Raw genomic sequence first — 17,610 nt, forward strand, 5'->3', positions numbered from 1 at the left:
GGGCGGCGAAGCCGCCTACAGTCCGGCGGCGGTAGCCAGTTGCGGTAGGAACTCGCGCGGCTGCCCGAAGAGTTGTGCACTCCCGTGTGCACGTTTGAAGTACAGCTGCGCGTCGTGTTCCCACGTGATCGCGATGCCGCCGTGCAGCTGGATGGCCTCCGCCGCGACGTGCTGCAGCGCCTCCGAGCAGTACACCTTCGCGACGACGGCGTCCTCGTGCGTCCCCGACAGCGCCGCGGCGTACGACATGGAACGGGCCGTCTCGACGAGGGCGTACATGTCGGCCATGCGGTGCTTGAGTGCCTGGAACGACCCGATCACCCGTCCGAACTGCTTGCGCGACTTCGCGTACTCGACTGTCTGCTCCAGCACCGCGGACGCCGCGCCCACCTGTTCCGCCGACAACGCGACCAGTGCGACCGCGCGCAACTGGTCGACGAGGTCGGTGGGGGAGACGAGCCTGCGCGCCGCGACTCCGTCGAAGACGACCTCCGACAGTGGACGCGTCGGGTCCATCGCCGGGACGCGGCGACGCGTCACGCCTTCCGTCGCAGGTTCGACCTCGAACAGGCCTTCGGACGTGAGGACCAGCAGCACGTCCGCGACGTCACCGCCGAGCACGTACGACGCCGTCCCCGACAGCGTCTCGCCCGATGCGGTGACCCCGAAACCGGACCAGCCGTTCGGACCCGCCCAGCACAGCGCGGCCACCGAACCCGCCGCGATGCCGGGCAGCAGGCGGGCGCACGCGTCGTCGTCCCCCGACAACACCAGCGCCTGCGCGGCCAGCACGGCGCTGCCCAGCATCGGCGACGGCGTCAGCGTGCGGCCCAGCTCTTCTTGCACCACATGGACTTCCAGCAGTGACGCCCCGACGCCGTCGTACTTCTCCGGGACGGCGAGCGCGGCGACGCCGATCTGCTCGCACAACTTGGACCACAGTGCGTCGTCGTAGCCGTGCTCGGTGGTCATCGCCCGGCGGACGGCGGCGGAGTCGGAATGTTTACCCAGCAGGTCGCGGACCGACGACCGGAGCGCGGCCCGCTCCTCGTTGTCGAAACTCATGACACCTCCACGAGCGAGTCGACGACGCGACCGCGGTGGAACGCCGGGGTGCCCCAGGCCGTGACCAGTGCCCGGACCTTGGTGAGCCACAGCGACAGGTCGTGCTCCTGGGTGTACCCGATGGCGCCGTGCACCTGCAGCGCGACCCGCGCGGCCCGGTACGCGGCATCGCCGCACGCGACCTTCGCCGCCGAGACGTCGCGGGAACTGTCGGCGGACCCGTCCCGCACGGACAGCGCCGCACCGTGCAGCAGCGGCCGCGACATCTCCAGCCCGACCGCGACCTCGGCGAGGTGATGTTTGATGGCCTGGAACTGTCCGATCACCTTGCCGAACTGCTTGCGCTGCTTCGCGTAGTCGGTGGTGACGTCGAGCAGGGTCTGCCCGAGTCCCTGCAGTTGGGCGGCGGTGGCGAGGGCGCCGAGATCGAATGCGGGCGCGAAGTCGACGTCACCCAGGGCGTCCCCCGGGGTCAGTGAGAACAACCGTCGCGACTGATCCACCGAATTCTGCACCGCCCCGGTCTGTCCGAGGCGCACCGTCGTGCCGTCGACGAGCAGGACCAGATCGGCCGAGTCGGCATCGACGGCGCACGGCACGTGCGGGACAGCGGCGACCGTGGCGAGCGAACCGGATGCCAACGCCGACAACCGGTCCGGGGCCGCCTGCGCGAGCAGGGCGGGCGCGACGGCGACGGTTTCGGCCACCGGGCCGGGAACGGCGTGGCGTCCGAGTTGTTCGACGGCCACGACGAGGTCGACGGCGTCGGCGCCCAGCCCGTCGTGCTCGTCCGCGATGAGCAGTCCGTTGACGCCGGTGTCGGCGAGGCGTTGCCACACCTTCAGGCCCGGGCCCGTGTCGCCGCTGTTCCACGACCGGATCACTGCCGGCATGTCGGCCTTCGACAGCAGTGCGTCGATGCTGGACGCGAAGTCCTGATGGGAGGAGTCGAGTGTGAATCTCATCGATCCGCCTTCGGTAGGCCGAGCAGGCGCTCGGCGATCACGTTCTTCTGAATCTCGTTGGTGCCGGCATAGATCGGACCGGACAGAGAGAACAGGTAGCCGTCCATCCAGTTGTCCGCGAGCTCTGCCGAGGCGCCCTGCAGTTCGAGTGCGGTCTCGTGCGTGGCGATGTCCCACTCCGACCAGAACACCTTGTTGATCGACGATTCGGCGCCCAGCTGCCCGCCGTCGGCCAGTCGGGTGACGGTGCCGAACGTGTTCAGCTGGTAGGCGCGGGCGCCGATCCAGGCGTCGGCGACCTTGTTTCGCAGGGCGGTGTCGTCGGTGCGTCCGCTCTCCCGGAACAACTCGACCAACCGATCGACCGTCGCGAGGAAACGGCCCGGACTGCGCAGCGACAGTCCGCGTTCGTTGGACGCTGTGCTCATCGCCACGCGCCAGCCCTCGTTCACGCCGCCGATCACTCCGGACTCGCCGGGGTTCGCGGGGTCGTCCGGGACGAAGACGTCCTCGAGGAAGATCTCCGCGAAACCGGGCTCGCCGTCCAGCTGATCGATCGGGCGCACGGTGACACCTTGCGAGCGCAGATCGAACATGAAGTACGTGATGCCCTTGTGCCGCTGGGCGTCCGGGTCGGACCGGAACAGCCCGAAACCCCAGTCCGCGAAGCTCGCCCGCGAACTCCACGTCTTCTGCCCGTTCAGCACCCAGCCACCGTCGACGCGCCGGGCCGTGGAACGGAGCGACGCGAGGTCGCTACCCGACTCGGGCTCGGACCAGGCCTGCGCCCAGATGTCGTCGGCGCGGGCCATCCGCGGCATGATGCGCGCCAACTGCTCGGTGTTCGCGTGCTCGAACAGCGTCGGGGCGAGCAGGAAGATGCCGTTCTGGCTGACGCGGCCGGGCGCACCCGAGCGGTAGTACTCCTCCTCGAACACCACCCATTCCAGCAGCGACGCGTCGCGTCCGCCCAGTTCCTCCGGCCACGACACCACCGACAGCCGGGCGTCGGCGAGCGTGCGTTCCCACTCGCGGTGCACCTCGAAACCCTCGGCGGTGTCCATCGACGGCAGCGGCTCGGCGGGAACATTGTCGCGCAGGAAGGTTCGCACCTCCTCGCGGAAGGCTCGGGTGGCGTTCTCGAACTCGAGATCCACTTACTTCGCCCCTTCGTTCGAGTTGCGCGCACTGGCCGCCATCGACTTGGCATCCATGCCGCCGAGCGGATCGGTGTCGATCTCGGCGTTGTGCGCGTGCGCGAAGTGGTGGAGGCCGAAGACGGAGTCCATGCCGTTCCGCATGCCCATCTGGTCCTCGCACTGGTTGACGGCCTTCTTGGTGAGCGCGAGCCCGAACCGGGGCATGGCGGCGATGCGTCCGGCGATCGCGAGGGTCTCCTTCTCCAGGTCCTCGCGGGGCACGACGCGGTTGACCATGCCCACCTCGTAGGCGCGCTGCGCGGTGAACCGGTCGCCGGTGAAGAGGATTTCCTTCGCGAACCGCGGTCCGAGCATCCACGGGTGCGCGAAGTACTCGACCCCCGGAATGCCCATACGTACGACCGGATCGGAGAAGAACGCGTCGTCCGACGCCACGATGAGGTCGCACACCCACGCCAGCATCAGGCCGCCGGCGATGCAGGCACCCTGGATCATCGCGATGGTCGGCTTCGGGATCTCGCGCCAGCGACGGCACATCCCGAGATAGACCTCCATCTCGCGGGCGAACCGCTGGTCGCCGCCCGGCTTGTCGACGTGGTCCCACCACATCACGGCCTTGTTGTCGTAGTGCACGTGATGATCCCGGCCCGGGGTACCGATGTCGTGCCCGGCGCTGAAGTGTTTGCCGTTGCCGGCGAGAACGATCACCTTCACGTCGTCGTCCTCGACCGCGCGCTCGAACGCGGCGTCGAGCGCGTACGTCATCACCGAGTTCTGGGCGTTGCGGTAGTCGGGGCGGTTGAGCGTCACGAATGCGACACCGTCGCGCACTTCGTAGGTGACGACGTCACCCTCGTCCGGAACCGTCATTTCTTCTCCTCACGCAGAACGTTTTTCATGACCTTCCCGGAGGGGTTCCGGGGGAGGGAGTCGACGAAGCGCACCGACCGGGGCACCTTGAAATTGGCGAGTCGCTCCTTGCAGAACGCGACCACGTCGTCCTCGGCGAGCGTGACGCCCGGCTTGGCGACCACGTAGGCCCGCCCGACCTCGCCCATCCGCTGGTCGGGAACACCGATGACGGCAGACTCCGCGATACCGTCGAGTCGGGCAAGAGCGTTCTCCACCTCAGCGGGATACACGTTGAAACCGCCGGAGATGTACATGTCCTTGAGGCGGTCGGTGATGTCGACGTAACCGCGGTCGTCCAGGGTGCCGACGTCGCCGGTGTGCAGCCAGCCGTCCGCATCGATGGTCTTAGCGGTGGATTCGGGGTCGTCGAGGTAGCCGAGCATCACGTTCTCGCCGCGCACCAGGATCTCCCCCTGGTCACCGATCCGGACCTCCATCCCGGGGATCGCGCGACCCGACGTCGTCGAGACGGTCACCGGGTCGTCGTCGGTCCGGCACATCGTGACCACCACCGCCTCCGTCTGGCCGTAGGCGGTGAGGACGGCGTCGAAGCTCAGCTCCGACTGCATCCGTTCGACGAGCGCGACCGGAACGGCGGCCGCGCCCGTGATCGCCACCCGCAGGCTGGACAGGTCGTACTTCGGACGGTCCGGGTGGTCGAGGACCGACTGGAAGATCGTGGGGGCGCCGGGCAGCACGGTGATCTGCTCGTCGTGCACGGTCGCCATCACCCTCGGCACGTCGAACACCGCCATCGGCACCACCGTCGCGCCGTTCAGCAGGCACACCAGGAACCCTGCCTTGTACCCGAAGGTGTGGAAGAACGGGTTGATGATCAGGTAGTTGTCGTCGGAGGTCACCTCGGCGCACTCACCCCACGCCTGCGCGATGCCCACCGACTGCCGGTGCGCACTCATCACACCCTTGCTGCGGCCCGTCGTGCCCGACGTGAACATGACGTCGGAGACGTCGTCGGGGGACACGGCGGCGGCGCGGACGTCGGCCTCGGCGCGGGTGTCCTCGTCGGCGAGGGCGAGGAAGTCGTCGAAGTCGAAGACGCCGGGCAGCTCGACGTCGCCACCGTCGACCGGAACCCGGACGACGGTCGGCAGGTCGAGAGTGCTCGACTCGTCGCGCAGCGAGGCGTACCGGTCGGTGCCGAGGAAGTTACCCGCGACCACCAGCGCGGTGGTTTTGGTGCGCTCGAGAATGTCTAGGGCCTCGGTGGCCGTGTACCGGGTATTGATCGGGACGAGAGTCGCGCCGGCGTAGTGGATGCCGAGCGCCGCGACCACCCAGTGATACGTGTTGGGCGACCACACCGCGACGTGATCGCCGGGCCGCACGTCCTGTGAGCTGAGTGCGGCGGCGAAATCGCGGACACGGTCGTGCAGTTGTGTGAAGGTCAGACGGACGTCGCCGTCCGCCACGGCTGTGAGCTCGCCGAATTCGCGTGCGGCCCGTTTCAGGGCGGACGGGGTGGTTGTCGGTTGTTCGGTCACTGGGCTCCCTACCTACCTAGCAAGTGCTTGGTAGGTTATCTTACAGACGTGGACCAGAGCGAGAGCCCGGACGGGCTGATCACCGACGACGACTTTGCGCAGACCGTCAGGACGTGGCTGAACGACAACCTCACCGGCGACTTCGCCCGGCTGAAAGGCAAGGGCGGCCCCGGCAGCGAGCACGAGTTCTTCGAGGAACGGCTCGCCTGGGACCGTCATCTGGCCGCGGCAGGATGGACCTGCCTCGGCTGGCCGAAGGAGCACGGCGGACGCGGAGCCACGCTGGCCCAGCAGGTGGTGTTCCATCAGGAGTACGCGAAGTCGGGGGCGCCGGCGCGGGTCAGCCACGTCGGCGAGGAACTGCTCGGTCCGACGCTCATCGCGTTCGGCACCGAGGAGCAGAAGCGTCGCTTCCTTCCCGGAATCAACACCGTGACCGAACTGTGGGCACAGGGCTACTCCGAACCGGGCGCCGGTTCCGATCTCGCCAACGTCGCGACCGCCGCGCGCCTCGACGCCGACAAGTGGGTGATCAACGGGCAGAAGGTATGGACGTCCCTCGCGCACGTCGCCCAGTGGGCATTCGTCCTCTGCCGCACCGAACCAGGATCCAAGCGGCACCAGGGCCTGAGCTTCCTGCTCGTCCCGCTCGACCAGCCCGGCATCACGGTCCGGCCCATCCAGCAACTCACCGGCACCTCCGAGTTCAACGAGGTGTTCTTCGACGACGCCGTCACCGACGCGGATCTGGTGGTCGGGGAGCCGGGCGACGGCTGGCGGGTCGCGATGGGGCTGCTCACGTTCGAGCGCGGCGTGTCCACGCTCGGGCAGCAGATCGGTTTCGCCCGCGAACTGCAGGGCGTCGTCGACCTCGCGAAGGCGAACGGTGCGGCGACCGACCCGAACATCCGCGAGAAGATCGCCCGCGCGTGGGTCGGGCTCCGGGTGATGCGGGCACACGCCCTGCGCACCCTGGAAGCGGTCGACGCCGGGACCTCCGGCGCGGAGGCGTCCGTCGCGAAGCTGCTGTGGGCCAACTGGCACCGCGACCTCGGTCAGCTGGCCATGGAAGTGCAGGGCGCGGTGTCGCTGCTCGCCCCGGCCGATCCGTCGTCCGACGTCACGGACCCCGAACATCTCGAACTGGGTGATTGGCAGAGGCTCTTCCTCTTCACCCGCGCCGACACGATCTACGGCGGATCCAACGAGATCCAGCGCAACATCATCTCCGAGCGCGTGCTCGGACTTCCCCGAGAGGCACGACCGTGACCCAGACATCCCCGCTCGCCACCGCGCCCGTCGAGACTCCGGGACACGACCTGCTGAAAGACAAGAAGGTCGTCGTCACCGCCGCGGCGGGAACCGGCATCGGCTACGCGTCCGCGCGACGCGCCCTGCTCGAGGGCGCCGACGTGCTGGTGTCCGACTGGCACGAACGACGGCTCGGCGAGACGCGGGAGAAGCTCGCCGCCGAGTTCCCGGGGCAGGTAGTCGAGGCGCTGACGTGTGACGTGTCGAGCACGGAGCAGGTGAATGCGCTGATCGCCGGCGCCGCCGAGCGGCTCGGCCGGATCGACGTCCTCGTCAACAACGCCGGGCTCGGCGGCGAGACCCCGCTCGTCGATATGACGGACGAGGAGTGGGATCGCGTCCTCGACATCACACTGAACGGCACGTTCCGGGCCACCCGCGCGGCGCTGCGCTACTTCAAGGGTGTGGAGCACAACGGCGTGCTGGTCAACAACGCGTCCGTCCTCGGGTGGCGGGCGCAGCACTCGCAGGCTCACTACGCGGCGGCGAAAGCCGGAGTCATGGCCCTGACCCGGTGCAGCGCGATCGAGGCCGCCGAGTACGGCGTCCGGGTCAACGCCGTCGCGCCCTCCATCGCGCGGCATGCGTTCCTCGCGAAGGTGACCAGCGAGGAACTCCTCGACAAGCTGGCGTCCGACGAGGCGTTCGGCCGCGCCGCCGAGGTATGGGAAATCGCCGCCACCATCGCCATGCTCGCCAGCGACTACACCACCTACCTCACCGGCGAGGTCGTGTCGGTCTCGTCGCAGAGGGCGTAGCCCCCCGTGCGCCTTTTTGGTAGCTCCGACAACCAGAAAGGCGCACGGGGCCGAAGGCCCTAACAAGCGCTTGGTTGATAGGATGTGACGATGACGCCACCCCCCGCCGACGACACGTCCGGCAAGTCCGGACGCCGGACCGAACTCCTCGACATCGCGGCCACCCTGTTCGCCGAACGCGGCCTGCGGGCCACCACCGTGCGCGACATCGCCGACGCCGCGGGCATTCTGTCGGGCAGCCTGTACCACCACTTCGACTCGAAGGAGTCGATGGTCGACGAGATCCTACGGGGCTTCCTCGACGACCTGTTCGGCAAGTATCGCGAGATCGTCGCGTCCGGACTCGACTGTCGCGCGACCCTCGAAGCGCTGGTCACCACGTCGTACGAGGCGATCGACGCGTCGCACTCCGCGGTCGCGATCTACCAGGACGAGGTGAAGCACCTCGTCGCGAACGAACGCTTCGCGTACCTGTCCGAACTGAACACCGAATTCCGCGAGCTGTGGATGGGTGTGCTCGAGGCGGGTGTGAAGGACGGCAGCTTCCGCGCCGACATCGACGTCGAGCTCGCCTTCCGATTCCTCCGCGACACCGCCTGGGTCGCCGTCCGCTGGTACCGGCCCGGCGGCTCGGTCACGGTCGACACCGTGGCCAAGCAATACCTCTCGATCGTCCTCGACGGACTTGCGAGTCCCGATAACTGACTAGGAGTTCCACATGACCGAGGCCTACATCGTCGACGCCGTTCGCACGCCGATCGGCAAGAAGAACGGTGGACTGTCCGGCGTGCATCCCGCCGACCTGGGTGCGCACGTCATCAAGGCCCTCGTCGAGCGCACGGGCATCGACCCGGCCCGTGTCGACGACGTCGTCTTCGGTTGCGTCGACGCGATCGGCGGGCAGGCGGGCAACATCGCCCGCACCGCGTGGCTCGCCGCCGGCTACCCGGAGGAGGTCCCAGGGGTCACGGTGGACCGGCAGTGCGGGTCGAGTCAGCAGGCCGTGCACTTCGGTGCGCAGGCGATCCTGAGCGGCACCGCCGACCTGATCGTCGCCGGCGGTGTGCAGAACATGAGCCAGATCCCGATCGCGTCGGCGATGGTGGTCGGTCAGCAGTACGGATTCGACACCCCGTTCGGCGGATCGACGGGCTGGACGGAACGCTACGGCGACCAGGAAGTGTCGCAGTTCAACGGCGCCGAACTGATCGCGGACAAGTGGGACATCAGCCGCGAGGAACTCGAGCGCTGGGCGTTGCAGAGCCACGAGCGTGCGCGGACGGCCATCGCCGAGGGTCGCTTCGACCGCGAGATCGTCCCGTTCGGTGACGTGACGACGGACGAGGGTCCCCGCGAGACCAGCCTCGAGAAGATGGCCGCGCTGAAGACCCTCACCGAAGGGGGACGTCTCACCGCCGCGGTCGCGAGCCAGATCTCCGACGGTGCGAGCGCGGTGCTGCTGGCCTCACCGGAAGCGGTCGAGAGGTACGGCCTGACCCCCCGTGCCCGTATCCACCACCTCAGTGCCCGCGGCGCCGACCCGATCTTCATGCTCAGCGCCCCGATCCCCGCCACGCGCTACGCGCTGGAGAAGACGGGCCTGAGCATCGACGACATCGACCTGGTCGAGATCAACGAGGCATTCGCACCGGTCGTCCTCGCGTGGATCAAGGAGATCGGCGCCGATCCGGCGAAGGTGAATGTCAACGGCGGCGCGATCGCCCTCGGCCACCCGCTCGGCGCGACCGGCACGAAGCTGATGGCCACACTCCTCAACGAACTCGAGCGCACCGGCGGCCGCTACGGCTTGCAGACCATCTGCGAGGGCGGCGGCACAGCCAACGCCACCATCATCGAACGCCTGTGAGTACTTCTTAACCGCGGGTGGTTAATAAGTACTCACGGGCGCGAAGCGCTAGGCTCGAATCCACAGGTGACGAGTCCTGAACGGGGCCGTGATGCACGAGTTGGCAATCACCCAGAGCGTCGTCGACGCCGTCTGCGAGACCGCCGCGGGACGGACGGTCCACAGCGTGCGCGTGCAGGTGGGGGCGTTGACGGCCGTGGTCGCCGATTCGATGCAGTTCTGTTTCGAACTGGTCACCGAAGGGACCGTTGCGCACGGTGCCCGTCTCGACATCGACCACACCCCGGGCGGTGCGCACTGCCGTGAGTGCGGCGAGGACTTCGCGCTCACGGACCTGGTGTTGCTGTGCCCGTGCGGAAGTGCGGACGTGGAGGTCACGTCGGGTCGGGAACTACGAATCCTCTCGATGGAAGTGAGTTGACGCAAATGTGTGCCACCTGTGGATGCGGAGACGAGACCGGAACCAGGATCACGGTGCCCCACGAGCACCCACACGACCACGAGCACCCACACGACCACGACCACGACCACACGCATGAACACCCGCACACTCACGAACACCCGCACACTCACGAACACCCCCACGAGCACGCGACCGAGACGGTGACCCTCGAGCAGAAGGTGCTGGCGAAAAACGACCTCACGGCGGAGCGCAACCGGGGCTGGCTGGCCGGACGCGGTGTGCTCGCCCTCAACGTGATGAGCTCGCCGGGGTCCGGGAAGACGACGCTGCTCGAACGCACCATCGCCGACATCGGTGGGCAGCGACGTGTCTCGGTGGTGGAGGGCGACCAGGAGACGATGCTCGACGCCAACCGCATCAAGGCGACGGGATGTGCTGTGGTGCAGGTGAACACGGGCGCGGGGTGTCATCTCGACGCCGAGATGATGCGGGACGCGCTGACCGCCCTCGACCCCGAGCCGAACTCGCTGCTGTTCATCGAAAATGTCGGGAACCTCGTCTGTCCGGCACTGTTCGATCTCGGTGAGAAGAGCAGGGTGGTGGTGATCTCGGTGACCGAGGGGACGGACAAGCCGCTCAAATACCCGCACATGTTCGCGGCGGCGAACCTCGTGATCGTGAACAAGGCGGACCTGTTGCCGTACGTGGACTTCGACGTCGATCTGTGCACGAAGTATGCCCGGTCGGTGAACCCCGACCTGCAGATGATCACGCTGTCGGCGACGACGGGTCAGGGCATTGCGCAGTGGTACGACTGGATTGCCAAGCAATGACCCCTCTACACGACGGGGCCGAACTACGCGGTGCGACGCGCCGGGGACCGTTGACATCCGCTCGGCGGCGGAGCTAAATAAATATCAGCGCCACGCAGGTGGGCCGACGGTCGACTCCGGTGGCGACAGGAGTTGTGTTCACTCCGGAAAGCGACCTGCTATGCCGACACAGGAAGCAATCAACGCCGAGGACACCCTGATTCACGTGCTGTGGATCAATGCGGGACTCAGTTGCGACGGCGATTCGGTGGCCTTGACGGCTGCGACGCAGCCCAGTGTCGAGGAGATTGCTCTGGGAGCCCTGCCGGGCCTACCCAAAGTGGCCGTGCACTGGCCGCTGATCGACTTCGAGAACGGCCCGGAGGGCGGCGCCGACGACTTCCTGGAGTGGTTCTGGAAGGCGGACCGCGGCGAGCTCGAACCGTTCGTCCTGGTGGTGGAGGGTTCCATCCCGAACGAGCAACTTCACGACGAGGGCTACTGGTGCGGTTTCGGCAACAACCCCGAGACGGGCCAGCCGGTGACGACGAGTGAATGGCTCGATCGTCTGGCTCCGAAGGCGACGGCGATCGTCGCGGCGGGGACGTGCGCCACGTACGGCGGTATCCACGCGATGGCGGGTAATCCCACCGGTGCGATGGGCGTTCCCGACTATCTCGGCTGGGATTGGAAGTCGAAGGCGGGCATCCCGATCGTCTGCGTTCCCGGCTGCCCGATCCAACCGGACAATCTGTCGGAGACCTTGACGTATCTCCTCTACATGGCCACCGAGCAGGCGCCCATGATTCCGCTCGACGACGCTCTGCGTCCGCAATGGCTGTTCGGGGCCACGGTGCACGAGGGCTGCGACCGCGCCGGCTACTACGAGCAGGGTGATTTCGCCACCGAGTACGGCTCGCCCAAGTGCATCGTGAAGCTGGGGTGCTGGGGTCCCGTCGTCAAGTGCAACGTCCCGAAGCGGGGCTGGATCAACGGTGTCGGTGGGTGCCCGAATGTGGGCGGTATCTGCATCGGGTGCACGATGCCGGGCTTCCCGGACAAGTTCATGCCGTTCATGGACGAACCGCCGGGCGGCAAGATCTCCACCGCGGCGTCCGGACTGTACGGATCCGCCATTCGGAGCCTGCGCAAGATCACCAAGACCACCTTGGACAAAGAGCCGCACTGGCGCAGTCGCGGTACGAAACTGACCACGGGCGCCACACGCACCTGGTAGTCCCGCTCGGGGTCTCGGGCGGTAATCCGCCGGCCTCGAACACTGAGAGGTACGTCGATGACAACGATCATTCCGGAACCTTCGCACAAGTCGGAATCCGACGGCCTGGTCGAGATGGCGTGGGATCCGATCACGCGCATCGTGGGCAGCCTGGGCATCTACACGAAGATCGACTTCAAGCAGAAGGAAGTCGTGGAGTGCCACAGCACCTCGTCGATCTTCCGCGGCTATTCGATCTTCATGAAGGGCAAGGATCCCCGCGACGCCCACTTCATCACCAGCCGCATCTGCGGTATTTGTGGCGACAACCATGCGACGTGTTCGTGCTACACCCAGAACATGGCGTACGGTGTGCAGCCGCCGCACATCGGCGAGTGGATCGTCAACCTCGGCGAGGCCGCGGAATACATGTTCGACCACAACATCTTTCAGGAAAACCTCGTTGGCGTGGACTTCTGCGAGAAGATGGTCTCCGAGACGAATCCGGGGGTGCTCGCGCAGGCCGAGAAGACCGAGGCGCCGCACGCCGGCGAGCACGGCTACAAGACCATCGCCGACATCATGCGTTCGCTCAACCCGTTCACCGGTGAGTTCTATCGGGAGGCGTTGCAGGTCAGCCGGTGGACGCGAGAGATGTTCTGCCTCATGGAAGGTCGGCACGTCCACCCGTCCACCCTGTATCCGGGTGGCGTGGGCACGGTCGCGACGATCCAGTTGATGACCGACTACACGACGCGCCTGATGCGCTACGTGGAGTTCATGAAGAAGGTCGTCCCCATGCACGACGACCTGTTCGACTTCTTCTACGAGGCGATGCCCGGCTACGAGAAGGTCGGCCTGCGCCGGACGCTCCTCGGCTGCTGGGGGTCCTTCCAGGATCCCGCGGTGTGCAACTTCTCCTACAAGGACATGGAGAAGTGGGGACGGGCCATGTTCGTGACGCCCGGCATCGTGGTCGACGGCAAACTGATCACGACGTCCCTCGTCGACATCAATCTGGGCATCCGAATCCTGCTGGGCAGTTCGTATTACGACGACTGGACCGACCAGGAGATGTTCGTGAAGAACGATCCGCTCGGGAACCCGGTCGACCGCAGGCATCCGTGGAACCAGCACACCAACCCGCACCCGCAGAAACGCGACATGGAGGACAAGTACAGCTGGGTGATGTCGCCGCGGTGGTTCGACGGCACCGACCACCTCGCGCTGGACACCGGCGGCGGGCCGCTGGCCCGGCTCTGGAGTACCGCCCTCGCGGGCCTCGTCGACATCGGGTACGTGCAGTCGACCGGGCACAGCGTGAAGATCAACCTGCCGAAGACCGCGCTGAAGGGCCCGGTCGAGTTCGAATGGAAGATCCCGCAATACGGCAGCAACACGATCGAGCGGGACCGGGCGCGGACCTACTTCCAGGCCTACGCGGCGGCGTGTGCGCTGCATTTCGCGGAGAAGGCGCTCGCCGAGATCCGGGCCGGGCACACGAAGACGTGGGAAAAGTTCGAGGTCCCCGACGAGGGCATCGGCTGCGGCTTCACGGAGGCGGTGCGCGGAGTTCTGTCGCACCACATGGTGATCCGCGACGGCAAGATCGCGAACTACCACCCGTATCCGCCGACGCCGTGGAACGCGAACCCGCGCGACAGCTTCGGGACGCCGGGACCGTACGAGGACGCGGTGCAGGGTCAGCCCATCTTCGAGGAGAACGACCGGGAGCACTTCAAGGGCATCGACATCATGCGGACCGTCCGCAGTTTCGACCCCTGCCTGCCGTGTGGCGTGCACATGTACCTCGGTGAGGGAAAGACACTGGAGAAGCTGCATTCGCCCACCCAGTCCGTGACCGGCGAGTGACGAGGGACGCATGGAAAGTGCTGGATCGGAGACGTGGGGGAGTGACGCAGTAGAGGAAGCCCCCGATCGGTGGCGGACAGCCGGCGAGCGGATCGACAGCCTGTTGGACGCGAGTTCGACAGGTGGCTCGGTGGCACGTGAGCGTGCGGAACAACTCGTCCGGGAGGTCGTCGAGCTGTACGGGGCCGGGTTGCAGCGGGTCCTCGAGATCATCGGCGACCGCGACGACGACCTCGTCGAAAGGCTGGCCGCCGACGAACTCGTCGCCAGCCTGCTGCTGGTCAACGGGCTTCATCCGCACGGCGTCGAGACGAGGGTCGCCACCGCGCTCGACAGTGTCCGTCCCTACCTGGGCTCCCACGGCGGTGACGTCGAACTGCTCGGCGTGGTGAACGGGGTGGTGCGGCTGAGGCTGACCGGCAGTTGTCAGAGCTGCCCGTCCTCTGCGGTGACCTTGGAACTCGCCGTCAAGGACGCCGTGCTGGCCGCCGCCCCGGAGACCGTGGACATCGAGGTGGTGGGGGCGACACCCGCCGCCGGGTCCGGGCTGATCGCCGCGGAATCACTATTCTCCCATGTGCATTCGGACGGATCGGACGGGTCGAGTAACGCCGGGACATGGGTGTCGGTGCCCGAGCTGGACGAGCTCACGCCGGGTGAGGTAGCGGGTTTCTCGGTGGCCGGGCTGCCGATCCTGGTGTGCCGAATAGGGGAGCAGCTGTTCGCCTACCGGGACCGGTGCGCCGCCTGCACCAATTCGCTGGCCGGCGCCACCCTGCAGCGGAAAGCGGGCGGGCAGGTCGGTGACGCGGTGCTGCGCTGTCCGTCGTGCCGGGCACACTTCGACCCACGCCGGGCGGGCCTCCGCCTGGACGGCGACGCCGACGCCGAAACGCTGGCGCCGCTTCCGGTGCTCGTGCGCGAGGGTGTCGTCTCCGTCGCGGTACCCGCCGCGGAGGTGGCGTGATGAGCCCGTCGGGCAACGGGTTGCGGATTCTGCAGCGCATCGCGTCCGAGCGGCCGAAACCGGTGGTCGGGGAGCGGTGCGACATGTGCGCCGAGCCGATCGCCGACGCGCACCAGCACGTGGTCAACGTGCAGGACCGGCAGCTGATGTGCGTGTGCCGCGGGTGCTATCTGCTGTTCACCGACGAGAGCGCCGAACTGCGCTTCCGGGCCGTCCCGGAACGCTACCTGTCGTTTCCCCGTTTCGAGCTCGCACCGGGACGCTGGGACGAATTGGAGATCCCCGTCGGGCTCGCGTTCGTGTTCCGGAACTCGTTGCTGGCCAAGACCGTCGCGTTCTATCCCGGACCGGCCGGGGCCACCGAATCGGAGCTTCCGCTCGACGCCTGGGACGGCGTGCTCGCCGCCAATCCGGCACTCGGACAGCTCGCCGCCGACACGGAGGCGCTGCTACTGCGTGTGCCCGAGCACGGTGAGGGCGACCCTGAGTGTTATCTCGTCCCCATCGATGCCTGCTACCAGCTCGTGGGCGAATTACGGCAGGTGTGGCGGGGATTCGACGGCGGCCAGGACGCTCGCCGGGTCATCGACGCGTTCTTCGAGACGGTGCGCTCACGCAGTCGCGTCGCGAAGGAGCCGACGTGACCGAATTGTCCTTCCACGTCGAGGACGTGTTCCCGGAGCCGTTCGCGGTTGCGCCGAATCTCACTGCGCGCGTCGCGGTAACGGAGTCGACCGGTGCCGTGGTGCACGCGATGGCCGTCCGCTGCCAGGTCCGCATCGACCCGCAACGCCGCCGCTACACGGACGGCGAGGCGGAGGGCCTCCTCGATCTGTTCGGGCCCCGCGAGCGGTGGACGGCCACGCTCAAGCCCTTCCAGTGGATGCAGACCAGCACGGTGGCCCAGGGGTTCACCGGGTCGAGTGTGGTGGAGTTGCCGCTGCCGTGCACGTACGACTTCGAGGTGACGGCCGCGAAATATCTGCACGCCCTGGACGACGCCGGGGCGACGGTGCCGCTGGTGTTCCTGTTCAGCGGAACGGTCTTCACCCGCGGGGTCGCCGGGTTCGGGGTGGAACGCATCCCGTGGGACCGCGAGTCGACCTACGACCTGCCGGTGGCGGTGTGGCGCGAACTGGTTCAGGCGCACTATCCGAACACGGGGTGGGTGCGCCTCGACCACGACACGCTCGCGGCGTTGGCGCGCTACAAGGCGGCGCACGGTCTGATCGGACTGGACGTCGCCATTTCGGACCTGCTGCAGGGAGCCGGGGAGGTGATCGCATGATCTCCCCGGCGTCCCTGCAGCGAGTACGTGCCGTGGCCGACGCGGTCCTGTACGAGGGCTACCTGCTGTATCCGTATCGTGCGAGTTCGTCGAAGAACCAGTCGCGGTGGCAGTTCGGAGTCCTCGGGCCGTCGGGTGCGGCGGAGTCGGGGGTCGGCGAGGAACCGCGCATGTCCTGTCAGACCCTGATGCTGGCCGGCGACGGAGCGGGGGTGAACGTCACCCTCCGATTCCTGCAGCTTCAGGTGCGCAGTGTCGAACGCGCGGTCGCGGACTCGGCGGAGTTCGTTCGCGTCGACGAACTGACCGTCGCGGGCGTGAGCTGGCTCAGCTGGGACGAGGCGGTGGAGCGCGAATTCGATCTCGGCACCCTGCACCCCGCGCAGTGGCCGGGCGAACGCAACCTCGACGTCCACATCGACGGCGGCACGGAGGTGGAGGAACTGCGGGGCGAGGACGGAATCTGCGTCGGCCGCGTGGTGCGCACCCGGTGGCCCGCGCACGCCGTCGTGACGGTGGGCAGCGACGGCGTCGACGGGCTGAACCGGGTGCGGGTGTCGGTCGACAACGCGACCACCGCGCAGGACGCCGCCGGCTGGGACAAGGACTCGGCGATCCGGCAGTCGCTGATCGGCGCCCATCTGATCCTGGCGGCCGAGAACACCGAGTTCGTCTCACTTCTCGAACCTCCCGCAGAGGCGGCGCAACTCGCGGGCACGTGCGCGCACGAACGGTGCTACCCGGTACTGGCCGGGCTGCCGGGGGAGACGGACCTCGTCCTGGTGTCGCCGATCATCCTGTACGACCACCCCGAGGTGGCCGAGCAGAGCGACGGGGCACTGTTCGACGCCACCGAGATCGACGAGATCCTCACACTGCGCGTCATGACCCTCACCGAGGAGGAGAAGCGGCAGGCCCGCGCCACCGACCCGCTTGCCGCCCAGATCATCGACCGGTGCGAGCAGATGTCGCCGGCGACGCTCGCTCAGATGCACGGCATCCTCCGGGATCCGCACCTCCCCGACCCGCACCTCCCCGACATGGGTCTCGTCCCGGAACTGACCGACGACATGCCGTGGTGGGATCCGGACGCCGACACCGCCGTTCGCCCCGACGTCGACGGCGTGATCGTGAACGGCGTCCGGGTGGCGAAGGGCACTGTCGTGCGAATCCACCCGTCGCGGCGCGCCGACGCCCAGGACCTGTTCTTCGCGGGACAGTTGGCTCGCGTGGTGACCGTGCACGCCGACGTCGACGGTGGCACCCACGTCGGCGTCGTGCTGGTGGACGACCCTGCGTCGGAGTTGCACGAGTGGTACGGACGGTATCTGTACTTCGCCCCGGACGAGGTGGAGCCGGTCTCGGCAGACACCGGAAAGGATGGACAGCCATGAAGATTCTCGGAGAGATGACCACCGCGGCTCTGGCGTTGGTTGCGGTCGCGGGCGTAGCGGTCGCCGTCATCGCGATTCCCGACATCAGGCGATATCTGCGTATCCGGAAAATGTGAGA

General features: G+C 67.5%; 18 protein-coding genes. 13 read left to right on the forward strand and 5 right to left on the reverse strand.

Annotation, left to right across the window (positions count from 1 at the left end; all coding sequences use genetic code 11):
* Positions 1-15: 15 nt before the first annotated feature.
* Genes ACFWAY_RS00705 through fadD3 form a run of 5 tightly spaced genes read right to left on the reverse strand, consistent with a single transcriptional unit; the run spans position 16 to position 5,604 of the window.
* Positions 16-1,065 carry an acyl-CoA dehydrogenase family protein gene (locus tag ACFWAY_RS00705; protein WP_378509523.1) on the reverse strand — a complete coding sequence of 350 codons (1,050 nt, stop codon included), beginning with the start codon at positions 1,063-1,065 and terminating at the stop codon, positions 16-18.
* Positions 1,062-2,030, reverse strand: coding sequence for an acyl-CoA dehydrogenase family protein (locus ACFWAY_RS00710; RefSeq protein ID WP_378509524.1), 969 nt, complete (start codon positions 2,028-2,030; stop codon positions 1,062-1,064). The genes ACFWAY_RS00705 and ACFWAY_RS00710 overlap by 4 nt, the downstream gene beginning before the upstream one ends.
* Positions 2,027-3,187, reverse strand: coding sequence for an acyl-CoA dehydrogenase family protein (locus tag ACFWAY_RS00715; protein ID WP_378509525.1), 1,161 nt, complete (start codon positions 3,185-3,187; stop codon positions 2,027-2,029). Before ACFWAY_RS00715 ends, ACFWAY_RS00710 begins: the two co-directional genes overlap by 4 nt.
* Positions 3,188-4,060: an enoyl-CoA hydratase gene (locus ACFWAY_RS00720; protein WP_378509526.1), complete on the reverse strand. Its 873-nt coding sequence runs from the start codon at positions 4,058-4,060 to the stop codon at positions 3,188-3,190.
* Positions 4,057-5,604 carry a 3-[(3aS,4S,7aS)-7a-methyl-1,5-dioxo-octahydro-1H-inden-4-yl]propanoyl:CoA ligase gene (gene fadD3, locus ACFWAY_RS00725; RefSeq protein WP_378509527.1) on the reverse strand — a complete coding sequence of 516 codons (1,548 nt, stop codon included), beginning with the start codon at positions 5,602-5,604 and terminating at the stop codon, positions 4,057-4,059. Before fadD3 ends, ACFWAY_RS00720 begins: the two co-directional genes overlap by 4 nt.
* Before the next feature lie 48 nt (positions 5,605-5,652).
* Here fadD3 and ACFWAY_RS00730 point away from each other — a divergent pair, with 48 nt between their 5' ends.
* From ACFWAY_RS00730 to ACFWAY_RS00790, 13 genes are all read left to right on the forward strand, one after another.
* Positions 5,653-6,873, forward strand: coding sequence for an acyl-CoA dehydrogenase family protein (locus ACFWAY_RS00730; protein WP_378509528.1), 1,221 nt, complete (start codon positions 5,653-5,655; stop codon positions 6,871-6,873).
* Positions 6,870-7,673 carry an SDR family oxidoreductase gene (locus tag ACFWAY_RS00735; RefSeq protein WP_378509529.1) on the forward strand — a complete coding sequence of 268 codons (804 nt, stop codon included), beginning with the start codon at positions 6,870-6,872 and terminating at the stop codon, positions 7,671-7,673. The genes ACFWAY_RS00730 and ACFWAY_RS00735 overlap by 4 nt, the downstream gene beginning before the upstream one ends.
* Positions 7,674-7,763: 90 nt before the next feature.
* A complete protein-coding gene (locus ACFWAY_RS00740; protein ID WP_378450898.1) occupies positions 7,764-8,378 on the forward strand; it encodes a TetR/AcrR family transcriptional regulator in 615 nt (204 codons plus the stop codon).
* 13 nt (positions 8,379-8,391) lie between these two features.
* Positions 8,392-9,540 carry an acetyl-CoA C-acetyltransferase gene (locus ACFWAY_RS00745; protein WP_378450899.1) on the forward strand — a complete coding sequence of 383 codons (1,149 nt, stop codon included), beginning with the start codon at positions 8,392-8,394 and terminating at the stop codon, positions 9,538-9,540.
* Between the two features lie 91 nt (positions 9,541-9,631).
* The gene (gene hypA, locus ACFWAY_RS00750; RefSeq protein ID WP_005244680.1) at positions 9,632-9,961 is read left to right on the forward strand and encodes a hydrogenase maturation nickel metallochaperone HypA; all 330 of its coding nucleotides are present in this window, start codon (positions 9,632-9,634) and stop codon (positions 9,959-9,961) included.
* 5 nt (positions 9,962-9,966) lie between these two features.
* Positions 9,967-10,776, forward strand: coding sequence for a hydrogenase nickel incorporation protein HypB (gene hypB / locus ACFWAY_RS00755; protein WP_378509530.1), 810 nt, complete (start codon positions 9,967-9,969; stop codon positions 10,774-10,776).
* A 160-nt stretch (positions 10,777-10,936) separates the two neighbouring features.
* Positions 10,937-11,992 (forward strand): hydrogenase expression protein HypE, encoded by a 1,056-nt coding sequence (locus ACFWAY_RS00760; protein ID WP_005244678.1) that lies wholly within the window; start codon positions 10,937-10,939, stop codon positions 11,990-11,992.
* 57 nt (positions 11,993-12,049) lie between these two features.
* A complete protein-coding gene (locus ACFWAY_RS00765) occupies positions 12,050-13,843 on the forward strand; it encodes a nickel-dependent hydrogenase large subunit (protein WP_005258616.1) in 1,794 nt (597 codons plus the stop codon).
* A gap of 10 nt (positions 13,844-13,853) precedes the next feature.
* Positions 13,854-14,810 carry a NifU family protein gene (locus ACFWAY_RS00770; protein ID WP_378509531.1) on the forward strand — a complete coding sequence of 319 codons (957 nt, stop codon included), beginning with the start codon at positions 13,854-13,856 and terminating at the stop codon, positions 14,808-14,810.
* Positions 14,810-15,454 carry a DUF5947 family protein gene (locus ACFWAY_RS00775; protein ID WP_378450901.1) on the forward strand — a complete coding sequence of 215 codons (645 nt, stop codon included), beginning with the start codon at positions 14,810-14,812 and terminating at the stop codon, positions 15,452-15,454. The genes ACFWAY_RS00770 and ACFWAY_RS00775 overlap by 1 nt, the downstream gene beginning before the upstream one ends.
* Positions 15,451-16,098, forward strand: coding sequence for a DUF6084 family protein (locus ACFWAY_RS00780; protein WP_378450902.1), 648 nt, complete (start codon positions 15,451-15,453; stop codon positions 16,096-16,098). The genes ACFWAY_RS00775 and ACFWAY_RS00780 overlap by 4 nt, the downstream gene beginning before the upstream one ends.
* Positions 16,095-17,492, forward strand: a complete 1,398-nt coding sequence (locus tag ACFWAY_RS00785; RefSeq protein ID WP_378450903.1) for a hypothetical protein — start codon at positions 16,095-16,097, stop codon at positions 17,490-17,492. Before ACFWAY_RS00780 ends, ACFWAY_RS00785 begins: the two co-directional genes overlap by 4 nt.
* The gene (locus ACFWAY_RS00790) at positions 17,489-17,608 is read left to right on the forward strand and encodes a DUF6893 family small protein (RefSeq protein ID WP_016884051.1); all 120 of its coding nucleotides are present in this window, start codon (positions 17,489-17,491) and stop codon (positions 17,606-17,608) included. The genes ACFWAY_RS00785 and ACFWAY_RS00790 overlap by 4 nt, the downstream gene beginning before the upstream one ends.
* The last annotated feature ends 2 nt before the right edge of the window (positions 17,609-17,610 follow it).

The organism is Rhodococcus sp. NPDC059968 (assembly GCF_042738615.1).
Classification (GTDB): domain Bacteria; phylum Actinomycetota; class Actinomycetes; order Mycobacteriales; family Mycobacteriaceae; genus Rhodococcus_F.

Bases quoted from the DNA above. Each gene is read 5' to 3' on its own strand.
- ACFWAY_RS00790 (WP_016884051.1), top strand. From the start codon at position 17,489: ATGAAGATTCTCGGAGAGATGACCACCGCGGCTCTGGCGTTGGTTGCG.
- ACFWAY_RS00775 (WP_378450901.1), top strand. From the start codon at position 14,810: ATGAGCCCGTCGGGCAACGGGTTGCGGATTCTGCAGCGCATCGCGTCC.
- ACFWAY_RS00785 (WP_378450903.1), top strand. From the start codon at position 16,095: ATGATCTCCCCGGCGTCCCTGCAGCGAGTACGTGCCGTGGCCGACGCG.
- ACFWAY_RS00760 (WP_005244678.1), top strand. From the start codon at position 10,937: ATGCCGACACAGGAAGCAATCAACGCCGAGGACACCCTGATTCACGTG.
- hypB (WP_378509530.1), top strand. From the start codon at position 9,967: ATGTGTGCCACCTGTGGATGCGGAGACGAGACCGGAACCAGGATCACG.
- ACFWAY_RS00710 (WP_378509524.1), bottom strand. From the start codon at position 2,030: ATGAGATTCACACTCGACTCCTCCCATCAGGACTTCGCGTCCAGCATC.
- ACFWAY_RS00740 (WP_378450898.1), top strand. From the start codon at position 7,764: ATGACGCCACCCCCCGCCGACGACACGTCCGGCAAGTCCGGACGCCGG.
- ACFWAY_RS00770 (WP_378509531.1), top strand. From the start codon at position 13,854: ATGGAAAGTGCTGGATCGGAGACGTGGGGGAGTGACGCAGTAGAGGAA.
- ACFWAY_RS00705 (WP_378509523.1), bottom strand. From the start codon at position 1,065: ATGAGTTTCGACAACGAGGAGCGGGCCGCGCTCCGGTCGTCGGTCCGC.
- ACFWAY_RS00765 (WP_005258616.1), top strand. From the start codon at position 12,050: ATGACAACGATCATTCCGGAACCTTCGCACAAGTCGGAATCCGACGGC.
- ACFWAY_RS00720 (WP_378509526.1), bottom strand. From the start codon at position 4,060: ATGACGGTTCCGGACGAGGGTGACGTCGTCACCTACGAAGTGCGCGAC.
- ACFWAY_RS00745 (WP_378450899.1), top strand. From the start codon at position 8,392: ATGACCGAGGCCTACATCGTCGACGCCGTTCGCACGCCGATCGGCAAG.
- hypA (WP_005244680.1), top strand. From the start codon at position 9,632: ATGCACGAGTTGGCAATCACCCAGAGCGTCGTCGACGCCGTCTGCGAG.